The 21,143-nt window shown below is 45.9% G+C and carries 18 protein-coding genes, 1 tRNA gene and 1 pseudogene; 16 read left to right on the forward strand and 4 right to left on the reverse strand.

Annotation, left to right across the window (positions count from 1 at the left end; all coding sequences use genetic code 11):
- Nucleotides 1-126: 126 nt before the first annotated feature.
- From QZ105_RS02650 to QZ105_RS02700, 11 genes are all read left to right on the forward strand, one after another.
- A complete protein-coding gene (locus QZ105_RS02650) occupies nucleotides 127-2,283 on the forward strand; it encodes a TonB-dependent siderophore receptor (RefSeq protein ID WP_293728303.1) in 2,157 nt (718 codons plus the stop codon).
- Nucleotides 2,284-2,344: 61 nt separating this feature from the next.
- Nucleotides 2,345-3,301, forward strand: coding sequence for an ABC transporter substrate-binding protein (locus tag QZ105_RS02655; protein WP_293728304.1), 957 nt, complete (start codon nucleotides 2,345-2,347; stop codon nucleotides 3,299-3,301).
- Between the two features lie 3 nt (nucleotides 3,302-3,304).
- Nucleotides 3,305-4,705, forward strand: coding sequence for a radical SAM protein (locus tag QZ105_RS02660; protein ID WP_293728305.1), 1,401 nt, complete (start codon nucleotides 3,305-3,307; stop codon nucleotides 4,703-4,705).
- 12 nt (nucleotides 4,706-4,717) lie between these two features.
- Nucleotides 4,718-5,248 carry a flavodoxin family protein gene (locus QZ105_RS02665; protein ID WP_293728306.1) on the forward strand — a complete coding sequence of 177 codons (531 nt, stop codon included), beginning with the start codon at nucleotides 4,718-4,720 and terminating at the stop codon, nucleotides 5,246-5,248.
- A gap of 249 nt (nucleotides 5,249-5,497) precedes the next feature.
- A complete protein-coding gene (locus QZ105_RS02670; RefSeq protein ID WP_293728307.1) occupies nucleotides 5,498-7,432 on the forward strand; it encodes an ATP-binding cassette domain-containing protein in 1,935 nt (644 codons plus the stop codon).
- 2 nt (nucleotides 7,433-7,434) lie between these two features.
- Nucleotides 7,435-7,923 carry a tRNA adenosine(34) deaminase TadA gene (tadA, locus tag QZ105_RS02675; RefSeq protein WP_293728308.1) on the forward strand — a complete coding sequence of 163 codons (489 nt, stop codon included), beginning with the start codon at nucleotides 7,435-7,437 and terminating at the stop codon, nucleotides 7,921-7,923.
- 24 nt (nucleotides 7,924-7,947) lie between these two features.
- Nucleotides 7,948-8,038 (forward strand) — tRNA-Ser (locus QZ105_RS02680).
- Nucleotides 8,039-8,232: 194 nt separating this feature from the next.
- Nucleotides 8,233-9,093, forward strand: coding sequence for a methylenetetrahydrofolate reductase (locus QZ105_RS02685; RefSeq protein WP_366935966.1), 861 nt, complete (start codon nucleotides 8,233-8,235; stop codon nucleotides 9,091-9,093).
- 11 nt (nucleotides 9,094-9,104) lie between these two features.
- Entirely contained in the window at nucleotides 9,105-9,734 is a 630-nt protein-coding gene (locus QZ105_RS02690; RefSeq protein ID WP_293728310.1) for a vitamin B12 dependent-methionine synthase activation domain-containing protein, read from the forward strand.
- A gap of 130 nt (nucleotides 9,735-9,864) precedes the next feature.
- Complete coding sequence (locus QZ105_RS02695) at nucleotides 9,865-12,222, forward strand: homocysteine S-methyltransferase family protein (RefSeq protein WP_293728311.1); 2,358 nt, start codon at nucleotides 9,865-9,867, stop codon at nucleotides 12,220-12,222.
- A gap of 117 nt (nucleotides 12,223-12,339) precedes the next feature.
- On the forward strand, nucleotides 12,340-12,600 hold the full coding sequence (locus tag QZ105_RS02700; protein ID WP_293728312.1) for a hypothetical protein: 261 nt from the start codon (nucleotides 12,340-12,342) through the stop codon (nucleotides 12,598-12,600).
- A gap of 84 nt (nucleotides 12,601-12,684) precedes the next feature.
- On the opposite strand, the gene QZ105_RS02705 is transcribed toward QZ105_RS02700, so the two are convergent.
- The 3 genes from QZ105_RS02705 to QZ105_RS02715 form a co-directional block, all read right to left on the reverse strand.
- The gene (locus QZ105_RS02705) at nucleotides 12,685-13,914 is read right to left on the reverse strand and encodes an ATP-binding protein (RefSeq protein ID WP_293728313.1); all 1,230 of its coding nucleotides are present in this window, start codon (nucleotides 13,912-13,914) and stop codon (nucleotides 12,685-12,687) included.
- Nucleotides 13,915-14,049: 135 nt separating this feature from the next.
- Nucleotides 14,050-14,736 carry a hypothetical protein gene (locus tag QZ105_RS02710; RefSeq protein ID WP_293728314.1) on the reverse strand — a complete coding sequence of 229 codons (687 nt, stop codon included), beginning with the start codon at nucleotides 14,734-14,736 and terminating at the stop codon, nucleotides 14,050-14,052.
- The gene (locus tag QZ105_RS02715) at nucleotides 14,729-15,562 is read right to left on the reverse strand and encodes a MerR family DNA-binding transcriptional regulator (RefSeq protein WP_293728315.1); all 834 of its coding nucleotides are present in this window, start codon (nucleotides 15,560-15,562) and stop codon (nucleotides 14,729-14,731) included. Before QZ105_RS02715 ends, QZ105_RS02710 begins: the two co-directional genes overlap by 8 nt.
- Before the next feature lie 139 nt (nucleotides 15,563-15,701).
- On the opposite strand from QZ105_RS02715, the gene QZ105_RS02720 reads away from it, so the two are divergent.
- The 5 genes and pseudogenes from QZ105_RS02720 to QZ105_RS02740 all read left to right on the forward strand — a co-directional run bounded on the left by QZ105_RS02720 (nucleotide 15,702) and on the right by QZ105_RS02740 (nucleotide 20,773).
- Nucleotides 15,702-16,640, forward strand: a complete 939-nt coding sequence (locus QZ105_RS02720; RefSeq protein WP_293728316.1) for a TonB-dependent receptor plug domain-containing protein — start codon at nucleotides 15,702-15,704, stop codon at nucleotides 16,638-16,640.
- Nucleotides 16,641-16,687: 47 nt separating this feature from the next.
- Nucleotides 16,688-17,866 (forward strand): TonB-dependent siderophore receptor, encoded by a 1,179-nt coding sequence (locus QZ105_RS02725; RefSeq protein WP_293728321.1) that lies wholly within the window; start codon nucleotides 16,688-16,690, stop codon nucleotides 17,864-17,866.
- 87 nt (nucleotides 17,867-17,953) lie between these two features.
- A complete protein-coding gene (locus QZ105_RS02730) occupies nucleotides 17,954-18,949 on the forward strand; it encodes an ABC transporter substrate-binding protein (RefSeq protein WP_293728317.1) in 996 nt (331 codons plus the stop codon).
- A pseudogene (locus QZ105_RS02735) lies at nucleotides 18,946-19,987 on the forward strand (iron ABC transporter permease). The gene QZ105_RS02730 and the pseudogene QZ105_RS02735 overlap by 4 nt, the downstream one beginning before the upstream one ends.
- Before the next feature lie 6 nt (nucleotides 19,988-19,993).
- Nucleotides 19,994-20,773, forward strand: a complete 780-nt coding sequence (locus QZ105_RS02740; RefSeq protein ID WP_293728319.1) for an ABC transporter ATP-binding protein — start codon at nucleotides 19,994-19,996, stop codon at nucleotides 20,771-20,773.
- Between the two features lie 103 nt (nucleotides 20,774-20,876).
- Here QZ105_RS02740 and QZ105_RS02745 read toward each other — a convergent pair.
- The coding region (locus tag QZ105_RS02745) for an LrgB family protein (RefSeq protein ID WP_293728320.1) at nucleotides 20,877-21,143 on the reverse strand (267 nt) is incomplete at its 5' end.

Raw genomic sequence — 21,143 nt, forward strand, 5'->3', positions numbered from 1 at the left:
GGCAGGACTGCCCTTATGCCTTTTGCCGTGCTTGCGGCAAAAGGCTTTTTAATTTGCTTGTGGATGCGCGCTTTGTGGTTTAATTGGGGCGGGCATAAACAAAATATAAAAACAGGAGTGACTGTTATGGAAAGAAAATATCGGTATGCGTTATTGACGGCTGCCCTTCTGACGAGCAATGCAGTGTGGGGGGGTACAGCGGTATTTGCTGAGGAGAATCCTCTAGAGTTTACTTTGGACACAATGGTGATTACGGCTACGAGAACTGCTTTGTCCGTTAAGGAATCGCCTTCTTCCGTACAGGTTGTGGACAGTAAAAAATTAGAGCAGATTCAGGCCAAAACCCTGCGCGACGCTTTGAAAAACGCGTTAGGCGTTAATATCTTTAACGACTTCCAGGGACGCAGCAATGTCAGCATTCGCGGCAGCGAATCGCGCCATGTTTTGATTATGGTGGACGGTAAGCGTTTAGGCGGCGAATTATCGTATAATTCTGCTAACGCTTGGGATGTGGACCGCATTCGTATGGAGGACGTGGAAAAGGTAGAGATTATCCGCGGACCGGCAGGCGCGCTTTATGGCAGCGACGCTATGGGCGGCGTTATTAACGTCATCACTAAGCAGCCGGATAAAACTATGGCTGTGGTTAATTATGAATACGATTGGTATGAAAACGGTAAGGGCGCTGGCTATAAGAGTAATTTATATTTGCAGGGCAAGGAAAACCGCTACAGCTATAAATTAAACGCAGGCTTGAATAAAAACAGACCGTATGAAATTTCAGAAGGTAACGACGCCAATTTTAATGGCAAAGAACAGCCAATCTCCATGAGCTTGGGTTATGAATTTGATAATGGGAATAAACTTACCGCTGATTTTAGCAGACTAAAAGAAGAAACGCATAAAGATAGCAAGAGCGTTAAAAATACAACGGTATCTATGGGTCCCATGGGACAAATACCCCAAGAAATTACTTCCTATGGTTCTATAATTAATGATAATAAAAGAACGGATTTTTCTTTAAGTTATTCTGGCAGCGATGAAAATCAGGATTGGATTATCCGAGCGTACAGGTCGGTGTACGATAAAAAATATACTAGCGTTACAGACGAATATAAAAGATTGTTTATGATGGGTTCGTGGCGCCCGCAGACTCATGTAGACCCTGTTCCTAAAATTGATACTGTAAAACGTACTTTGAGCGTTATTGAAGGTCACGATAGCTGGACTTTAAGCGATAAACATAAAATGACCGCTGGGTTAGAGTACCGTCAAGACAAAAGCGAGGGTACGCGCATAAAAAGAAAAGGCACACCGCTACCGGGGGCTGGCAGTGTGCTTGACGCTTATGACGAGGCTTCGGTAAATTATACGGCAGCGTATGTGCAGGACGAGTTCCGCCCTACGGATAAATGGTTGATTATACCTTCTGTGCGCTATGATTACAGCGACCAATTCGGCAGTGAATTTACCAGCCGTTTGGCTAGTACCTATCATGCTGCCGATGATGTACGCATTAAGGCCGTAGTGGGGCAGGGCTACAAAACGCCTACCGTCAATGAGTTGTATCACTATTGGGAAATGTATTCAGCTATTCAGCCAACTGGAATGCCTTTCCCGATACCAGGACAATTTTTTGAGGGAAATCCCGATTTACAACCGGAGAAGTCCTTGAGCTATGAACTGGCTATTGAAAAGGATTGGGGAGATACTACGACTGTTCATCTAGGAGCTTTCCGCAATGATGTTAAGGATTTGATTACTTCCTATTATACTGGAAGGGATACAAATGACGCTACGCATCCGGGACTTGTAGGGCCTGACCAAATTATGACTTACAGGAACGTACCTAAAGCTACTTTACAGGGTATCGAATTATATGGTAATCATAAAGTTGCTAAAGATATTTATGTAAATGCTGGTTATACGTTTTTGGATGCAAAGGATAAGAGCGACGACAGCCGCTTGACTGATCGCGCTAAGCATCAGATTATTTTTGGTATTTCCTATCAGCCGCAGAATAAATATGCCTGGGATTGCAGCTTTGACTTAGTTTCTAATTTAAGCTACTATTGTCGTGATAACGAAAGAAGTTCTATGGGAAATTCCAGATATATGACCAAGGACTTTACCATTGCCAATATCATGACCTCTAAATATATTAATGAAGATACCAAGATTTATTTGGGTATCGATAATATCAGCAATCACCAGAACTTCGGCGCTTATGCGGACGGCAATATTGGCCGCGTATACAGATTCGGTATGGAATATAAATTCTAAAAACGCAATAAAGCAGGTCGTTGCGTCCTGCTTTATTTGTAATGGAAAATTTGGAGAAAACATGAAAAAGTTGTTAATATTTATTATAGGTCTGGTATTTCTTTTTGCAGCAGGCTGCGGCGGCAATGACAGCAGCTTTACGGGCGGTGGCAAGCATACCATCGTCGACGCTAATAACAGGACGGTGGTTGTGCAGCAGCCGCCCCAACGCATTGTGGCGCTGTCGCCGTCCTTTTTGGAGCTGCTGCAGGCGGTGGACGGCAAGGTGGTGGGCCGCGCTAAAACGCAAATTGGGCAGGTGCCGGATTTTGCTAAGGAAGCCGACGAGGTGGGATATATTTTCAACATCAATATCGAAAAGGTAGTCAGCCTGCATCCCGATATGGTCATTGCCTATAAGGGAATGCACGAGCGGTATATTTCCATCTTGGAAAGCAACAAGATTCCGGTAATAGTTTTAAGCTTAAAGAGCTATGACGATGTGAAAAACAGCCTGATTGTTTTGGGTAAAATGCTGGGACGTGAGGAAAAAGGACGGCAGGTGGCTGCTTCCTTGGACGCCGCTATTCAGCAGACGGTGGAAAAGCTGCCTAAGACTAAGCGCACCGTGGCGATTATCCATACTACCAATATGGGCGTAACACTGGAAAAGGATACCAGCATCGCAGGCTGCTGCGCCAAAATGCTGCAGCTGCAAAATATTGCGCATGGTACGTCAAAGCCTGTGGCCGGGCCTATGGGCAGCCAGCCGGATATGGCTCCTTACAGTTTGGAGGATTTGGTGGAGAAAAATCCGCAGGTTATTTTTATTACTTCTATGGGCAGCAAGCAGGATATTGAAAATAAGCTGCGCAGTGAGGTTACGGATAATCCTGCCTGGGGCGCTATCGAGGCGGTGCGTAATAAGCAGGTCTTTTATCTGCCGGACGAGCTCTTTTTATTGAATCCGGGGCTGCGTTATCCTGAAGCCATCAGGCTGATGGCAAGCAAGCTGCATCCGGATTTAGTGGAGGAATAAATAATGAACAATTATCAGCATAACGCGGAGCTTTTTCTGCGGAAGGACGATTACGACGCTTTGACGGGGCGGTCTGATGGCGATTTGATTGCCTTTAAGGATTTTACTTATATTCCCCGCAAGACGGAAATGCTGCCGGGCTTTATGTCTGACAAAATGCTGGAACAGGCGCAGGGGCCTGCGGATAGCTCCTTATATTTGCATATCCCCTTTTGTAATCTGCGCTGCACTTACTGCGGCTTTTATCGGGAACATTTTTCGCCGGAGCAGGTAGAGCTTTATGTGCAGTCCTTATTGCAGGAGCTGGATTTATGGTATAATAAAGGCGTAATGCGACAGCGTAATTTTAAGGCTGTGTTTTTTGGCGGAGGTACGCCCTCCGTGTTTAACGCGCAGCAGATACGGGCGCTGCTGGCAAAAATACGCGAGGTTGCGTCGCTGGCGGAGGACTGCGAAATAACCTTTGAAAGCAGTCTATACGACATTGATAAAGAGAAGCTTCAGGCCTGTCTGGAGGGAGGTGTCAACCGTTTCAGCTTTGGCGTGCAGACCTTTGATACGGCCTTACGGCGTTCGATAGGACGCACGGGCAGCTGCGAGGAGGTCATTGCCAAGCTTAAAGACATGGCGCAGCGCGACGCGACGATTATTGTCGACTTGATTTACGGACTGCCGGGGCAGAATACGGAGCTGCTGCTGCGCGATATTGAATTAGCGCTGAGCTGCGGCGTCAGCGGTATGGATTTGTATAAGCTGCAAATCATGCCGAAATCTCCTTTAGGTCAGGCGCTGGCCGCTAAGAAAATCGTTTATGAGCAGACGGAAGAGAAATTGTGGCAGATGTTTTTAGCGGCGGATAATTATTTGCAGCAGCGCGGTGCAGGCGCTATCAGCTGTTGCCATTGGGCTAGCGAGTCAAGGGAACAAAGCGTATATAATACCTTAGTGAAAAACGGTACGGATATTCTTGCCTGTGGTTGTTCCTGCGGCGGCAGATTGGGACGTTATCAGTTTATGAAGTCCTTTAAGCGTGAGGATTATCAGGAAAAGGTAATGCAGGGCAAGCTGCCTATGATGGGAATCAGCAAAAATCCGTTAAGCTATATTTTTCTAGAGCAGCTTTCCGGACAGGTGGACAAGGGCTGCTTGAATTTTGCTCTGCTGTCTGACATGGGCGGAGCCGATTGGGAAAAGCTTTTGCAGCCGCTGCTTGATAAATGGCTGGAGCTGGGGCTTTTGCGTCAGGAAGCGGAAAGCTACGCTTTAACTGCCAAGGGAAAATTCTACTATAAATATTTGGACAGAATTTTATTGACCATGGTGGAATTTATTTTGCATGGGCCTCTTGGCATGTTTGAGGCCGCCGGGCAGAAAATGCTGGGCGCGATGAAAAATTTAAAGTAAAGGAGTACGATGATGCAGGATATTTTAATTGTTTACGACAGCAAAACAGGCAATACGGAAAAGGTGGCTAAGGCGCTGGCCGAGGCCGCAGGCGCAAGAGCGCTGCTCTGCCGCTGCAGTGAGGCTCCCGCTGCGGACGCTTTCAGCGTAGTTTTTGCCGGCTATTGGGTGGATCGCGGTATGCCTAACGCTAGTATGAAGAAATATTTGCCGACGCTGAAAAATAAGAAGGTAGTTTTATTCCAAACCTTAGGCGCGGAGCCTAAGAGCGAGCATGCCATGGCTTCTGTAGCCAACGCGGGCAAGCTGCTGGACGCCAGCAATAATGTGCTGGGCGTTCTGTCCTTCCGCGGCGCTATCGACCCGCAGCTTATCGCCATGATGCGCAAGATGCCCGCAGGCAGCCCGCACGCGCCAAGCCCGGAAGCGGAAGCTCGCTGGGCCGCTGCTGCCAGCCATCCCGACGCTCATGATTTGCAGGAAGCGCACGATTATATGGCAAACTTCCTCGATATGTTCGAGCGCTTTTATAAGAATATGTAAGAGCGGCTTAGGTGAAAATTTCATTAGCGGCAAATTTAACGGCACTCGCTTTAGGGCGGGCGCCGTTTTTGCTTAGAGGCATGGTTGCAGTTTCCGCACATTGATGATATGATAAAAAATATAATGTGAAAGAGCGAATGCGTGAGAAAAAGACGGCGACAGCGAAAAATTTTGTCTTAGCGCAGGAGCGGAAAATATAAAACAGTTCTGGGATTATCGAGAGGGATAGGAATTTACAGGGAGAAAATTATGCAGCTAGTGGTAGATAAAATTGCCAAGGCCTTTGGCATTCATGAAATATTCAAAGACGTAAGCTTTATGATAGAAAAGGGCGAGCATGTGGGCCTGGTGGGCGTCAACGGCAGCGGCAAGACGACGCTGCTGCGCTGTTTGCTGCAGCCAGATTGGGTGGACGGCGGCAGTATAAAATTCGAGCCGGGCATCAGCGTGGGCTATGTGCAGCAGGGCTTTGCAGAAATTCACGGCACAATCTGGCAGTTTATGCTGGAAGCCTGTCCGGAAATTACGGAGCTGCGGCAGAAGCTGGCGCAGCTGGAAGCCGACTCTGCCGGTTTGCAGGGCGAGGCGCTGGAAGCCTGCCTGGAGGAATATGGGCGGGTAACGAAGCGCTATGAATTTATCGACGGTTATAATTTTGAAAACCGCATCAAGCGCGTGCTTATCGGCCTGGGCTATACGGAGGAATGGTGGCAGCAGCAGGCGCCGACGCTGAGCGGCGGCCAAAAAACGCGCTTAATGCTTGCGGCCGCTTTGGTGCGCAACCCCGATTTTATGATTTTGGACGAGCCCACCAACCATTTGGATATTGTGATGACCCAATGGCTGGAAAAATATTTGCAGGAATTTAAAGGCGGACTGCTGGTGGTCAGCCATGACCGCGCTTTCCTGGATAATGTGGCGGCGCGTATTTTGGAGATGGAGGGCGGCCGCCTGCAGTCCTTTAAGGGTAATTACAGCCGCTATTTGCAGCAGAAGGCCATTCAGACGGCGACGCTGGAGGCGGCGTATAACGCGCAGCAGGATTATATTGCGCGCACGGAGGCCTATATCCGCCGCTTTAAGGCAGGCATTAAAAGTAAAATGGCGCGGGGGCGGCAGTCCCAGCTGGACCGTATGGAGCGCATGGACGCGCCGGTGCGGCACGAGGAATTTGAGCTGCGTTTGCCGCCTGCGGCCGAATGCGCCGAGCGCGTTTTAATTATGGAGGACTTGACTATTGGCTATGGCGAAAAGGTTTTAGCCAAGGGTATCAACCTGACGCTGCGGCGCGGGGAAAAGACGGCGCTGCTGGGCGCTAACGGCACGGGCAAAACCACGCTGCTGCGTACTATTTTAGGCGAGATTGCGCCGCTTAAAGGACGGGCGAAGATAGGCAACAGAGTGCAGGTGGGCTATTTTTCCCAAAGCTATGAGCGGTTGGACCCCAGACAAACGCTGCTGGAAAATTTTGTTATCGAGTACGGCTTTACGGAGGAGCATACGCGCTCCATGCTGGGCGGCATGCTTTTTCACGGGGACGATGTGTTTAAGCGTATAGGCGAGCTGAGCGGCGGGCAGAAGGCCCGGCTGGTTTTGCTCAAGCTGGTTTTGGACGGCGCTAACTGTCTGGTGCTGGACGAGCCTACCAACCATTTGGATATTATGGCGCGGGAAACGGTGGAGGCGGCGCTGGCGGCCTTCGACGGCACGGTTTTGCTGGTCAGCCACGACCGTTATTTCGTCAACGAGGTAGCCGACCGTATTTGGGAAATAGATGACGGACAGGTCAAGGATTATAAAGGGAATTACGAGTTTTATTTGGAAGAAAAGCAGCGGTTGGCGCAGGCCAAGGACGAAGCGGCTGCGGAATTGGCCAAGGCGCAGGAGGCGGCGCAGCGGGCTGGTAAAGCAACCGCTGTTGTGCAGGCTGCGGTAAAAACAGCGGATGCTAAGCCTAAGCGCTTTAGCACAGAGGAGGCGGCTAAGCTGCTGCCCAAGGTAGAGCTGCAGATTCGCGAGCAGGAGGCCATGATGGGGCTTTTGGAAAAGCAAATGGCCGACCCGGCTAATCATGCCGACCCGGAGCACAGCGCGGCTATGGCGGCAGAGCATACGGCGTACGAAAATAAAATAGCGGAGTTGATGGAAAAATGGGAAGCGCTGATGGAAGCGGCGGAGGAGTGAGCATGGATCACGAGCATTATATGCAGCTGGCCTTGGCGGAAGCGCGTAAGGCCGCGGAGTTGGGCGAAATCCCTATCGGTGCAGTGCTGGTGCATGACGGGCAGGTGATCGCGGCGGCGCATAATATGCGCGAGACCTGGCAGGACGGTACTGCCCACGCCGAGATTATCGTCATTCGGGAGGGCTGTAAGCGGTTGGGCCGCTGGCGGCTGAGCGGCTGCGCTTTGTATGTTACGGTGGAGCCCTGCCCCATGTGCAGCGGCGCAATTGTCAACAGCCGTGTAGATACGGTGGTTTACGGCTGCCCGGATGTGAAGGCGGGCGGCGCGGAATCTATCTTCAATATTATCACCAATCCTAATCTTAATCATTGCGCCGAGGTTATCGCCGGTGTGTGCGAGGAGGAATGCGCCCAGGTGATGAAGAATTTTTTTAAGCGGCGGCGGCAGGAAAATAAAGCGCTTAAAGCTGGCTCTTGCCAAAAGCAGTAATTTCAGCTATAATATTATTTCAATGGAGATGTAGCGAAGTGGTCATAACGCGGCTGACTCGAAATCAGTTTGCCGTTTACGCGGCACGTGGGTTCGAATCCCACCGTCTCCGCCAAAGAAAAAGCAATCCTGCGACGTGTGCCGCAGGATTTTTTTGTTGCTCGTGTAAATTGTAACCTTTTTAGCACTCCTTTCCCTAAAAGCCTATCAATTTGGTAAAATATGACGTTTCGTTTGCAAAATAGGAGCTTAACTGCTACAATAGCTATCAAATACGTAAAAATAAGGGAGAGGCGCGTAATGGGTTCTATAAAATTAACTGATATTTTTAACAGCGACAAGGTCTGCATTTCCTGCGAGGTTTTTCCGCCTAAGCAGGGCACGGAGCTGCAGAACAGCCTAGGCATTGTCAAAAGAATTGCGGAGGCACAGCCCTCCTACATCAGCGTTACCTACGGCGCAGGCGGCAGCACTGTGGGCTATTCCGCAGCGTTGGCTAAAGAGGTACAGAGCCATGGCCTTCCGGCGTTGGCTCATTTGACCTGCGTGCAGGCTGACGATGCTAAAATAACCCGGGTGCTGGAAGAAATGAAAAATAACGGTATTCAAAATATTTTAGCGCTGCGGGGCGATATTCCGGCGGGAGCGCAGGGCACCGGCGGCTGTTTTGCTCATGCCAGCGATTTGATGCGTTTTATTAAAAAGCAGGGCGATTTCTGCGTCGGCGGCGCCGCTTACCCCGAGGGGCATCCTGAATCGGGCAGCATGGCGCGTGATATTGACAACACTAAATACAAGGTTGAGGCCGGCGTGGACTTTTTGGTAACGCAGATGTTTTTTGATAATACCATCCTTTATAATTATATGTTCCGGCTGCTTTCGGCAGGCATTAACGTGCCAGTAGTGCCGGGCATTATGCCTGTGACCAACGCTAATCAAATCAACCGCATCTGCCAGCTGAGCGGTACGAAGCTGCCGCCGCAATTCCGCGCGATGGTGGAAAAATTTGCCGATAAACCTGCGGCTCTGCAGCAGGCGGGCATTGCTTATGCGACGGGTCAGATTATCGATTTGGTGGCCAACGGCTTTAATCATGTACATATTTATACTATGAACCGCCCGGAAATTATCGGCGGCATTATGCGCAATCTGTCGGAAATCGTAAAATAAGGTGATGCACTGTGGACTTCAATAGAAAAGAGGCGCTGCGGTATCTGCGGGCCGACTTGCGCGACGAAGCGTCCGGTGTGCTGGTAGATACGGTGTATCTTAAGCTGCGCAACGAGGTGCAGGCGCGGCATGTGCTGCAAAAGCACAGGGTGCAGGTGGACGCGGAGGGGGTTACGCTGGACTGCGGTGTGCGCTTAACCTCCCGCGATTTGGCGCGGCATTTGCAGGGCTGCGGCGAGGCGCTGCTGCTGGGCGCAACTTTGGGCAGCAGGGTGGACGTGGCTATTCGCCGTCTGGCCTTGGGCAGCGTGGCTGAAGGTGCGGCGGCTCAGGCTGTGGCGGCGTCGCTGATTGAAAGCTATTGCGACCAGGTGCAGGCTGCGGCAGATACCGGCGGCTTAGCCCAACGCCCACGCTTTTCCCCAGGCTACGGAGATTGGAATTTGCAGGAGCAGCGTTTGCTTTTTCCTGTTTTAAATTGCGCTAAGCTTATCGGCCTGACGCTGACCGACGGCTTGATGATGGCTCCGTCCAAATCGGTGACGGCGATTATCGGCTTGTCGGAAAAAACGGAATGCGTTTGGAACAGGTGTATGACGTGCGGCAACATAAACTGCCCTTATAGAACAAACGACTTATAAATCACCATCTACTGTGTTGGGGCTCCTTGACGTACTCCTAGTACGCCGTCGCCGCCCCGCCTTGTATCTGGCACTTTCTAAGCCGTTTTAAGAACCTGTGTATTAAATCCAGAGGAGAAGAAAAGGAAATATGAATTTTAAGGAACTATTAGGTAAACAAATGCTGTTTTTTGACGGTGCGACTGGTACCCAATTACAGGCGCGCGGCCTGCAGCCCGGCGAACTGCCGGAAAGCTGGAACTTTATTCATCCGGAAATCGTCGAGGCTGTCCACCGCGGCTATTTGGATGTGGGCTCCAATATCGTAAAGTCCAATACCTTTGGCGCTAACCCCATTAAGCTGAAAGGGACAGGACTGGACTGCAAGGAAAGCATCGAGGCGGCTGTGGCTATCGCTAAGAAAGCCTGCGGCGGTCGGGAAAATAAATTTGTTGCTCTCAATTTAGGTCCGACGGGCAAGCTGCTGGCTCCCTACGGCGATTTGCCCTTTGAGGAGGCCGTGGCCTCCTACAGCGAAATGGTGCGCTATGGCGCGGCTGCCGGAGCCGATTTGATTTTAATAGAAACTATGAGCGACACTTATGAAATCAAGGCCGCCGTTTTGGCCGCCAAGGAAAACTGCGATTTGCCGGTTTGCGTGACCATGACCTTCGACGAGGACGGCAAGCTGCTGACGGGCGCTACCGTGGAAGCGGCTGCTGTGATGTGCGAGGGCCTGGGCGTGGACGCCATAGGCTTTAATTGCGGCCTGGGGCCGGTGCAGGTAGGCAAGCTGCTGCCGCAAATGCTGGCTGCTGCCAGTCTGCCGGTAATTATCAATCCCAACGCCGGACTGCCCGTGCAGCGCGACGGCAAGACCTGCTTTGACGTAGGGCCGGAGGAATATGCCGAATTGATGTATGAGCTGGCGCAGCAGGGACCCAGCATTATCGGCGGCTGCTGCGGTACGACGCCGCAGCATATTGCGGCGATGATTGCTAAATGCCGCCAGCTGCCGCCCGGAGGCTGCCGCGACTGCCGTTTGACGGCTGTGTCCTCCTATGGCAGGGCATTGCATTTAGGCGAGGGGCCTGTTATTATCGGCGAGCGCATTAACCCGACGGGCAAAAAACGCTTGAAGGAGGCTTTAGCTAATAACGATTTGGATTATGTGTGCCGCCTTGGCTTGGAGCAAATCAACAGCGGCGCGCATATTCTTGACGTCAACGTGGGCTCTCCCGGTATCGACGAGCCTGCGATGATTGCTAAGGCCGTACCTGCTTTACAGGCGATTACCGATACGCCGCTGCAAATCGACACCTCTAATTACGACGCTATGGAAAAAGCGCTGCGCCTGTATAACGGCAAGCCCATGCTCAATTCCGTCAACGGCAAGGAGGACAGCCTGCGCCATGTGCTGCCGCTGGCGAAAAAGTACGGCGCTGTGCTGGTCGCTTTGTGCCTGGATGACAGCGGTATTCCCAATACTGCGGCAGGACGCATTGCCGTGGCAGATAAAATTATCGCCCGCGCTGCTGAATACGGCATTGAAAGCCGCAATATTGTAGTGGATCCCTTGGCTTTGACTATTTCCACCGGCGCGGAAAACGCAGCCATTGCCTGCGAGGTGATTCGCGCTATGAAGGCGCGGGGTATCAATACGGTCATGGGCGTGTCCAATATTTCCTTTGGCCTGCCGGGACGCGAGGCGGTCAACAGTGCTTTCTTTACGCTGGCTCTGGCGGCGGGGCTGTCCTGCGGCATTATTAACCCGCAGAGCAAGCCCATGCTGGACGCTTTTTATGGCTATCGTGCGCTGAGCGGCTATGACGAAGGCTGCAAGGAATACGTGCAGCGTTATGCCGATGCGCCTAAGGCTGCGGCGACTGCGGTTAGCGAAATGGGTCTGTACGACGCTATCGTTAAGGGTCTGCAGGGAGAAGCGCGCAAGGCTGCGGCCGCCGCTTTAACGCAGGAAGCGCCCTTGGAGGTTATCAATAAATATATGATTCCGGCGCTGGATTTTGTGGGCAACGGCTTTGAAAAGAAAACTATGTTCCTTCCCCAGCTTTTAATGAGCGCCGACGCCGCTAAGGCAGCCTTCGAGGTGATTCGCGACGCTGTGGGCGTGGACGAAACTCAGGGTGAAACGGTGATTATCGCTACGGTACACGGCGATATTCACGACATCGGCAAAAATATTGTGAAGGTGCTGCTGGAAAATTACGGCTACCGCGTGCTGGATTTAGGCAAGGATGTGCCTGTGAATACTATTGTAGAGGCGGCGCAGACAAGCGGCGCTAAGGTGGTGGGGCTGTCGGCGCTGATGACGACGACCGTAGGCGCGATGGAGGAAACGATTGCAGAGCTGCGCAAGGTGAGCGACTGCAAGGTGGTCGTAGGCGGCGCAGTGCTGACAGAGGAATATGCTGCGTCCATCGGCGCTGAGCATTACGCGCCTAACGCCGTCAGCGCAGTCAATTATGTGAACAGCGTCTTTGGTAAATAGCGCACAGCTGGAGCTTGTGATATAATGCTTGTACACAGCGATTGGCGCGCCGAAGGCGATGACAGAGCCGCGGTAGGCATGGTATAATAATATCAGGAAAAGCAAGGAGGTGCGCGGATGAATATTTACTTATGGCGTCACAACAAGACCTATCACAGTCACAGCATGATCGAGGAGCCCTGCGTAAACAACGAATTTTATCTTGATGCGTTGGCTATTGTGGTGGCTGCCGATATGGAGGAAGCGCTGAACAAGCTGGCGGAGCAAAAGGCTGGCTGGCGCATTGACGATCTGCGCGCTCTGCCCTGCCAGGTATTGCCTGCTGATAAAGCTGGCGTTATCTTTACGGAGCTGCGCGGCATGATAAATCATTTGTGAGGGCGCTGGCAGAAGCGCGGAAATTTTCATAGAAAAACAGCTTATGCAAGCGTACGTAATTACGCTGACATAAGCTGTTTCTTTTTAAATATAACCTATGGGAACTATGAGAGTTTCGCTGTCTAAAGCTCCCAGTTTTTCGCTTAAACAAATTATTGCGCCGGTTCCTCGTTTTAGCGGAGCTTTGTCTAATACGGAAAATGATGCGGTCATACGCTTTTCCGGCATGGCTGACTTCTTTATTTCTAAGGGATAAAGCTTGCCGTCGCTTTCTAAAAGCAGGTCGATTTCTTTGGCATCCTTATCGCGGTAGTAATAAGCGTAGGGTTCTAAGCCATGATAATAATAGCTTTTCATGATTTCGGAAACGACGTAATTTTCAAAGAGCGCACCGTTCATAGCGCCGTTTTGGGTTACTTCCGGAGAGCTCCATTTTGTTAGGTAGCATACTAATCCGGTATCATAAAAATAAAGCTTAGGAGTTTTTAACGTGCGCTTTAAGACATTGTTGGAATAGGTATGCAAATAAAAAATTATGCCTAGTGTTTCCAGGATATTCAGCCAATTTTTGACCGTGGCTTGGTCGATATCTGCATCATCGGCTATGCCTTTATAATTTAGCTGTTGACTGCATCGAGCGGAAACCGCTGTGATAAACCTCATAAACTTCAATGAATCGATAGCGTTGGAAAGCTCGCGTACATCGCGGTTAAGGTAGGTGCTGAGATAGCTGGAATAGAAAATATTACGGTCAGAAACTTCACCGCTGCAAAGAGCAGGCATACTCCCTAGCCAAATATCTTCAAAAATCTTTGGCGCGGTCAGCACAGGCGCAGAATTGCTTTTGCTGCGTAAATTCATAAGATTTACTTGGAAAGGAGCACCTTCGCTGTCATATCGTTCGCTTTGAGATAAGGAAAATAATTTTAAAAGCGCTACCCGTCCGGCTAAGGATTCCTGAACGCCGCGCATCAGCTTATATAGCTGCGAGCCTGTAAGCCAAAAGCTTCCGGGAATATGTTTTTGGTCGGCGTGAATTTTTATATGTGTAAAGAGCTGGGGCGCGTATTGTACTTCGTCGATTAAAAGTGGCGGCTGATGAATCTGCAAAAACATAGCCGGATCATTTTGAGCCAAATCGCGCTCGTTAAGGTCGTCCAAGGAGACGTATTCACGAGGCTGCATTTCATGCTTCATCAGTTCGCGGAGCATGGTGGTTTTGCCAACCTGACGCGGTCCGGTAATTAAAATTACAGGATATTCCTTGCTTAATTGCAATACTTTGTCTTGCAGCTGCCTGTTGATGTATACCATTATATTCACTTCTTTCGGAAAATATTGGACTATAATCTTATTTTATCCGAAACAAAGCACTTTAGCAAGAAAAAAACTTCGGACAAAATTGGATAGTAATCCTATTTTTTCCGAAGAGTATCTTCGAGGGGTGTATTAGGATGGGGTCGTTATATTTTGCGCAGAGCAGCCATAACAAGCGATATGATTTATATAATAGGCTTTGGTAAAATATTCTTGCTCTATTTTTGTGAGCTGTTGATAGATAGCGTGCGAAATCAATAAATTTGGATAATGATCGTTATTAGCGTTATTACATAAAATTTCTGCCCGTTCTAATACATCTCCCAACCAAAGATTTTTTTTAGTATTATCAGATGTGCTAAAATGTGTGTATCCGCAGTCAGCGGAGATGGCTATTTGCAGTAAAGGCTCTTCGCATTCTGATAAAGCTGTATTTATCGATTTGAACAGATCGTATAATTTGTTAATTAATTCTATGGTATGAAGCTGTATATTTGTATCGGGTTCTGTTAAAATGATGGTGAGCAGATTTTTGTGCTGACATATTTCCAATACGGCTTTTTTTGCTTCCAATAAATTTTCCAGCATATCATAATATATGTAAAAAGCAATTTTAAAAGCAGGATTGCGTCTGAAATTTGTTATATCTTTAGCAGGATATAATCTTACGCAAACAGCAATTATGTGTATGGTTTTTAAATTACCAAAGCGCTTTTGCAATAAGGATTTTCCTTGCTGGCTTTCATAAGAGTATGTAATTATTTTGCGCCTTATGGAATCATATTTTAAAGTGTTATTACTACTGATATAGTTATTCATCTTCTTTTTCCTTCGCGTAAATCAAAGTACAGTAATCGTTGGCGTTACTGGTCATCAAGCTATTAATAATATTAACGGCGTAAATATTACCAGTAAAATCTTTAGATAAGGATTTTAACGCTTTGAGAAATTTTTTTACTGTCATAGCTAAATTTTTGCCGTTGTCGTATGAAAAATAGCATAAATAATTCCCTGACGGATTAAATCCTAACTCGTTTTTATCAAATTCTTCAGGATGGTCAGTTTTTAAAAAGAAACGAGCAACAGAAAAATCTTGTTTGAGTACGTTTTTTATAGAGTAGTATGCGCCTAATTGATAATGTGGCCAGGTATTATCATAGAATCCCTTGAAAAATAAATCATTTGCTATATTGGAATCATTTTCTGTATAATTGGCGTTTATATTGAGAGGAGCTGAGTGGATCATAAACCATTCAGGTAAATAAATAGTGAAAATCGTATTTGCTTGATGAAGTTCAGTGAGACGGTAGTAATAATTAAGGTTATATATAGTATTGCGAACTGCATTATACTCTTTTATGGATTTATCTAAAATTTTATATATATCCATATAATGCTTCATAGAAAGCTTGAAGTCATTTTCTTCTATAGTTTGTTTAATAATTTGTAAGGGTATCTGTGCTTTAACTCCAAAAATGATTCTGGTTAATTGCAATGCTTGCTCGGGCAAATAATAACGATATTTATTATCTCCAACATGCGCTGGCTTTAGTATTCCGATACGGTCGTAGTATTTAATTGTATCAATAGGAATGTGCGTAAAACTGCTGAACTCTCTTACAGTCAAAAAGCCTGTAGTATTCATGGTAAATTATAACATCTCTTTTCTAAAATCCCTTGACTTGTGACTTACTCACACCTTTATAATACTATAAAACAGTATTGAATACAATTGCTATTTAAAATTGTTTGCTGTTAAATTTATCGGTGTTAAGGGGGTTTATATGATGAAGAGAAAAAATTTGAAATTTGCTGTATTGTTGACTATATTACAAGCAGCGGCTTCGGTATGTTATGCAGAAGATATTATGAGTACGACTCTTGATGAGATTGTTGTTGAGGCTGACAGGCTAACTATTGCAGACGGACGCTTTGCTACAACACAAGAAGTGGGCTTATTGGGTAAAAAGTCGGTTATGGAAACGCCATTACATCAAGTGACCTTAACAAGTAAGGTTATTGATGAATTTTCCCGTCCCGGCAGAGGTATGCTGGATGCTTTGACCTTGGATCCTTCTATACGTACAACTAATGGGTCTATGGATACAAGCGTATATATTAGAGGATTTTCTGGTTCTGCTAAAGCATGGAATTTAAACGGCGTGCCTAACATGACGCATCAGAAACAAATGCCATATAATTTTGCCGAATCTGTTTCCTTTATTTCAGGTCCCGCTATTGGCGTAGCAGGAAATTCTTCCCCTTTTAATGCGCAGTCAGGCGGTTCTATCAATATGACTAGTAAAAAAGCTGGAGACAGCCGTAATGCCAGTGTGGAATTAGGCTGGGCCAGCGATAGTTATTTGATTCAGAAAATTGACGTTGGGGATCGTTTTGGTAAGGATAAGGAATGGGGCCTACGTTTAAATGCGATGAATGCAGTAGGCGATTTACGCCAAGATGGTGCGAATGATAAGCAGCGAAATGTTTATTTAAATTTGGATCGTAAAGGCAAGCATTCTAAAACTAATTTGTTGGCAGGATATGATTATGATAATAACAGCGGTTTGGGTAGTACCATTAATTTGGGTTCTGCAATTACATCTTTGCCGCAAGTACCTAAGAACACTAAAACCTTAGCGCCGACTTGGAATAACGATACATATAAAAATACTGTAGTAGTTTTAAATCATGAACAAAATTTTGGGGGGAGAATGGCTTAAGCTATTTTATTAATGCTGGCTATCATAAAGAAGACTATACCAGCTGGCTGCAGCAATGGAGTTCCCGTACATTGAACGATATGGCAGGCAATTATACTGGTGTTTATACACAGATGCCTGTTTATCATACTAATACTTATTTAGGCGCTGGCTTTAAAGGTAAATTTATGGCAGGCGGCTGGCAGAATGATTGGGTAGTAAATGTTGAACGTCAGGATTTTAAGCGAGATAGAGTTAATAATGTAAGTAATAATAACAAATATAATGTTAGCGGCAATATTTATACAGGCAGTCCTACGCCCAAGCCTAATGTATTTTGGGACCCTATTACCCATCAGTATACGACAGTAATGTATGGCTGGAGTGTTTTGGATACAATTACGACACCAGATAAAAAGGTGGAATTAACCTTAGGCATGCACGGCCATAGGGTTGAGACTACTAATTATGATAATGGCAGCAACAGCGGATTACGCCGTATTAGCGACGCTACCAGTCCTGTGGCTGCTATAGTTTATAAGGCTTCACCTAATCTGTCCTTTTATGCCGACCATACGGAGACCTTTACTGAGGGCTCTGCTGTAGGTACTAGCTATAATAATGATGGTGCAATGCTTCCACCTACCAAAACTAAACAAAATGAGATAGGTATGAAGGTCAAGAGCGGAAATCTTTTGCATACCTTGAGCTTATTTGATATTACTCAGGAAAATGCTATTGATATTCTTGTATCAGAAGGGCCTAAATATAAAGTAAGGGCTTTGGATGGTGAAGAACGCCATCGTGGTATAGAATATTCTGTTGTTGGCAGTTTAAATAAAAAATGGGACGCTATTTTCGGTGTATCCTATTTGCACGCTTACCAGAATAAAACGCAAGGTGGAGTTAATGACGGCCGCGTCGTAAGCGGTATACCTCGTTTAAGCGGAGATTTAGCTTTAATTTATAAGCCAGACGACAGTTGGAATATTACTGGCAGAATAAACTATACTGGTACTACAAGCATTAGAGAAACATCTTCTTATGCGGCTCCAATAGATATTCCTTCAGCAACCATCCTAGATTTAGGCGCAAGCTATAAAACTAAGTGGGGAAATAATCCCGTAACGATCAGCGCTATGTGCTATAATGTGTTTGACCGTGATTACTGGTATGCTGCAGGTTCAAATTCTATAGGATTAGGCGCTCCGAGAACTTTTATGGTATCGGCAAAATTTGATTTTTAATAATATTATTCTTGAGTATAATCGAAGGCTCTATAAAAGCCTTTGATTATACTTCTTTAAAATTAGCTTATGCGAGTAATTGTTTTTATGTTTTTGAGTATCTGCATAATGATAAGCGGATGCGTTTCCAAAGATTTAGATTCAAAAGTTAATACTGTAAAAAAAGATGATAGCAGTTCTTTTGTCGTTACCAGCTACGGTTCGGATTTGAAAAAGCATGATTATATTTATCCAAGGCATCCGAAAAAGGTAGTAGCTTTATGGCAAAATTCTGTAGAAACCTTGATTGCTTTAGGGGCTGTTGATAAAATTATTGCTTTTGGCGGTTTGGCTAATGAAAATTATCTTAAGCCAGAGCATAGGGAAGCCTTTGAGAAGATACCTATAAGAAGCAGGCAGGTGTTTTCACAGGAGAGCGTTCTTTTAATGGAGCCGGATTTTATTTTAGGTTGGTATTTTGATTTTAGCGGTAAAGGTCGTTCTATAGGAACTACTGATTTTTGGAATAAACGTCATGTAAATGTTTATATGAATTTATTAAATGGAGCAGAATTTCAACCTACGCATACATTAGAGGATGAAATAAAATATATTAAAGATGTAGGAAGAATTGTTGGTAAGGAAACGCAAGCAGAAAATATCATTCATAATATTACAGAAAGAATTGGCGCTTGCAAAAATAGACTTTCTTTAGGCAGAAAACCTAAAGTTTTAATTATCAGCAGCATTGGAAGCGGTGTTAGTATATATACGCCCAGAACCTTACCAGGTGATTTAGTTACACAGCTTGGCGGTATAGTGCTTGGTAAAGAAAATGAGAAAATAGGTGAAAATGAAACCATTAGCTTGGAAGAAATTTTGATAAATGATCCTGATGTAGTTTTTATTTCTTCATCTCCTGAATATGCTCATCTGATGCTGGAAAAATTTAAAAATATACCTGCTTTGCGTAGTTTGCACTGCATAAGGAACAATAGCTGTTACATTATTCCTTTTTATACTATTCGCAGTCCAGGTGTTAGGGTAGTAGACGCTATAGAGATTTTTGCAAGTGGGTTGACGAAAGCGAGCGTTTCATCATGAAGTTGAAAATATATTTTCTGCTGGGCGGTATGATAATATTTCTTATTATAAGCTTTTTTACTGCTCTTAGTTACGGAAATGCTTCTATACCGGTACGCCAAATTATAAAAGTTTTACTGCAGGGCTTACAATATCCTTTCCTTGTTGAGGATGGAGGACAGGGACCGATATATGATATTATTTGGCTGCTGCGCATGCCGCGGATAATTTTAGCGATGTGTGTAGGCGCAGGACTTTCTGTAACAGGTGTTATTATGCAGGCCATAGTCAAAAATCCTCTGGCTGATCCATATATTTTAGGTATATCATCAGGAGCCTCGTTAGGTGCTACGATTGCAATTTTATTAGGAATAGGAGTCTTTTTGGGAGAAAATTTTATAGGGTTAGCAGCGTTCGCTGGCGCATTTTTAGTATCTTTATTGGTTCTCATAATAGCCAATATAGGTGGGCAAGCTAATTCTGTTAAATTGATTTTATCTGGTATGGTTCTCAATGCTGTTTGTTCAGCTTTTGCTAGCTTCGTAGTATATTTTGCTAATAATTTAGAAGGAATGCAAACTATTTCTTATTGGTTAATGGGAAGTCTTGCAGGAGCTAAATGGAGCCTCATTGCAATATTGGTTCCAGTAATATTATTGGGGACTGTTTTCTTTTGGTCGCAAAGAAATATTTTAAATATTATGTTGTTGGGTGATGAGGCTGCTATTACGTTAGGATATAGTTTACACAGATACCGTCAGCTTTATTTATTATTAAGTACTTTTATAGTAGGCTTCATAGTTTATGCTGCCGGAATGATTGGTTTTGTTGGTTTAATTGTACCGCATATTGTACGAATGCTTACTGGCTCTAATCATGCTAGGCTCATACCATTGTCTGCGATAACAGGAGCTGCTTTTTTTGATTTGGGCTGATTTAGGGTGCAGGGTTATTATTCCTCGCACTGAGCTTCCGATAGGCATTTTAATTTCAATGATAGGTGCGCCTACATTTATTTATCTTATGATAAAACGAACTTATGGGTTTGGAGGACAGTAGTAGTAAATGGAAATTACGGCGCAGGCAATAAATGTCATTTTTAATAAAAGGCATATTTTAGAAAAGTTAGATTTTAACTTACATGATAGAGAATTTGTAGGAATTATAGGACCTAATGGCAGCGGAAAAAGTACATTTCTTAAATGTGTGTATCGGGTACTGTGTCCTAGCTCTGGAACGATTAGATTTGATGGAAAAAATTTAGATGAGCTTAGCTACAGGGAATCTGCACAGCGGTTGGCTGTAGTTGCTCAGCATAATTTTTATAATTTTGACTTTTCCGTATTAGAGATAGTTTTAATGGGGCGTGCTCCTAATAAAGGCATTTTTGAAAATACCAATGATCAAGATTATACTATTGCGTTTAATTCCTTAAAAACAGTGGGATTAGAGGAATTTGCTGAGCGTAATTTTTCTACATTATCTGGCGGGGAACAACAGCGTGTTATTCTAGCAAGAGCCTTAACTCAACAAACAAGGTGCTTGGTTTTGGACGAACCTACAAATCACTTGGATATTAAATATCAATTACAGATTATGGATATAGTGAAAAGTTTGAATATAAGCGTTGTAGCCGCCATACATGATTTGAATATTGCTGCAATGTATTGCGACAGATTAGTTGCTTTGAAAAATGGAAAAATAATCGGCAACGGAAAACCTAAGAATTTACTGACTGAAAAATTTATATATGATGTGTATGGAATAAAATGCAAAGTTATATATGACGGTACGGAAAAGATGAATATTATGTATTTACCGAAGCATTGGCAGAACAATGATTAATTAGTATATGCTATAGGTGTCTTACAACTAAAAAGCCTGCCTCCGCAGTTTTGCGAAAGCAGGCTTTGACTGTTTATGCTGTGATTGCGCAGCGCTACTCTTATTACCAAACGCTTTGCAGAAGCGGCAGCAGCAGGGGCGCAAAGACAGAGGTGGCGATGCCCGTCAGGGCGATAGCCACACCGCCGATGGCCAGTTGAATTGTGCTGACGGCGGCGCAGGCGCTGGTGCCAAGGCCGTGGCTGGACGCGCCGATGGCCAGCCCTGCGGCCAAGTCGCTTTTAATGCCAAAGACAGCCAGCAGCTTGTGATTAAAGGTAGCGCCTAAAATACCTGTAAAGATGACGGCGGCGGTGGTGAGCGCCGGAAT

Source organism: uncultured Phascolarctobacterium sp., assembly GCF_905212365.1.
Taxonomy (GTDB): Bacteria; Bacillota; Negativicutes; order Acidaminococcales; family Acidaminococcaceae; genus Phascolarctobacterium_A.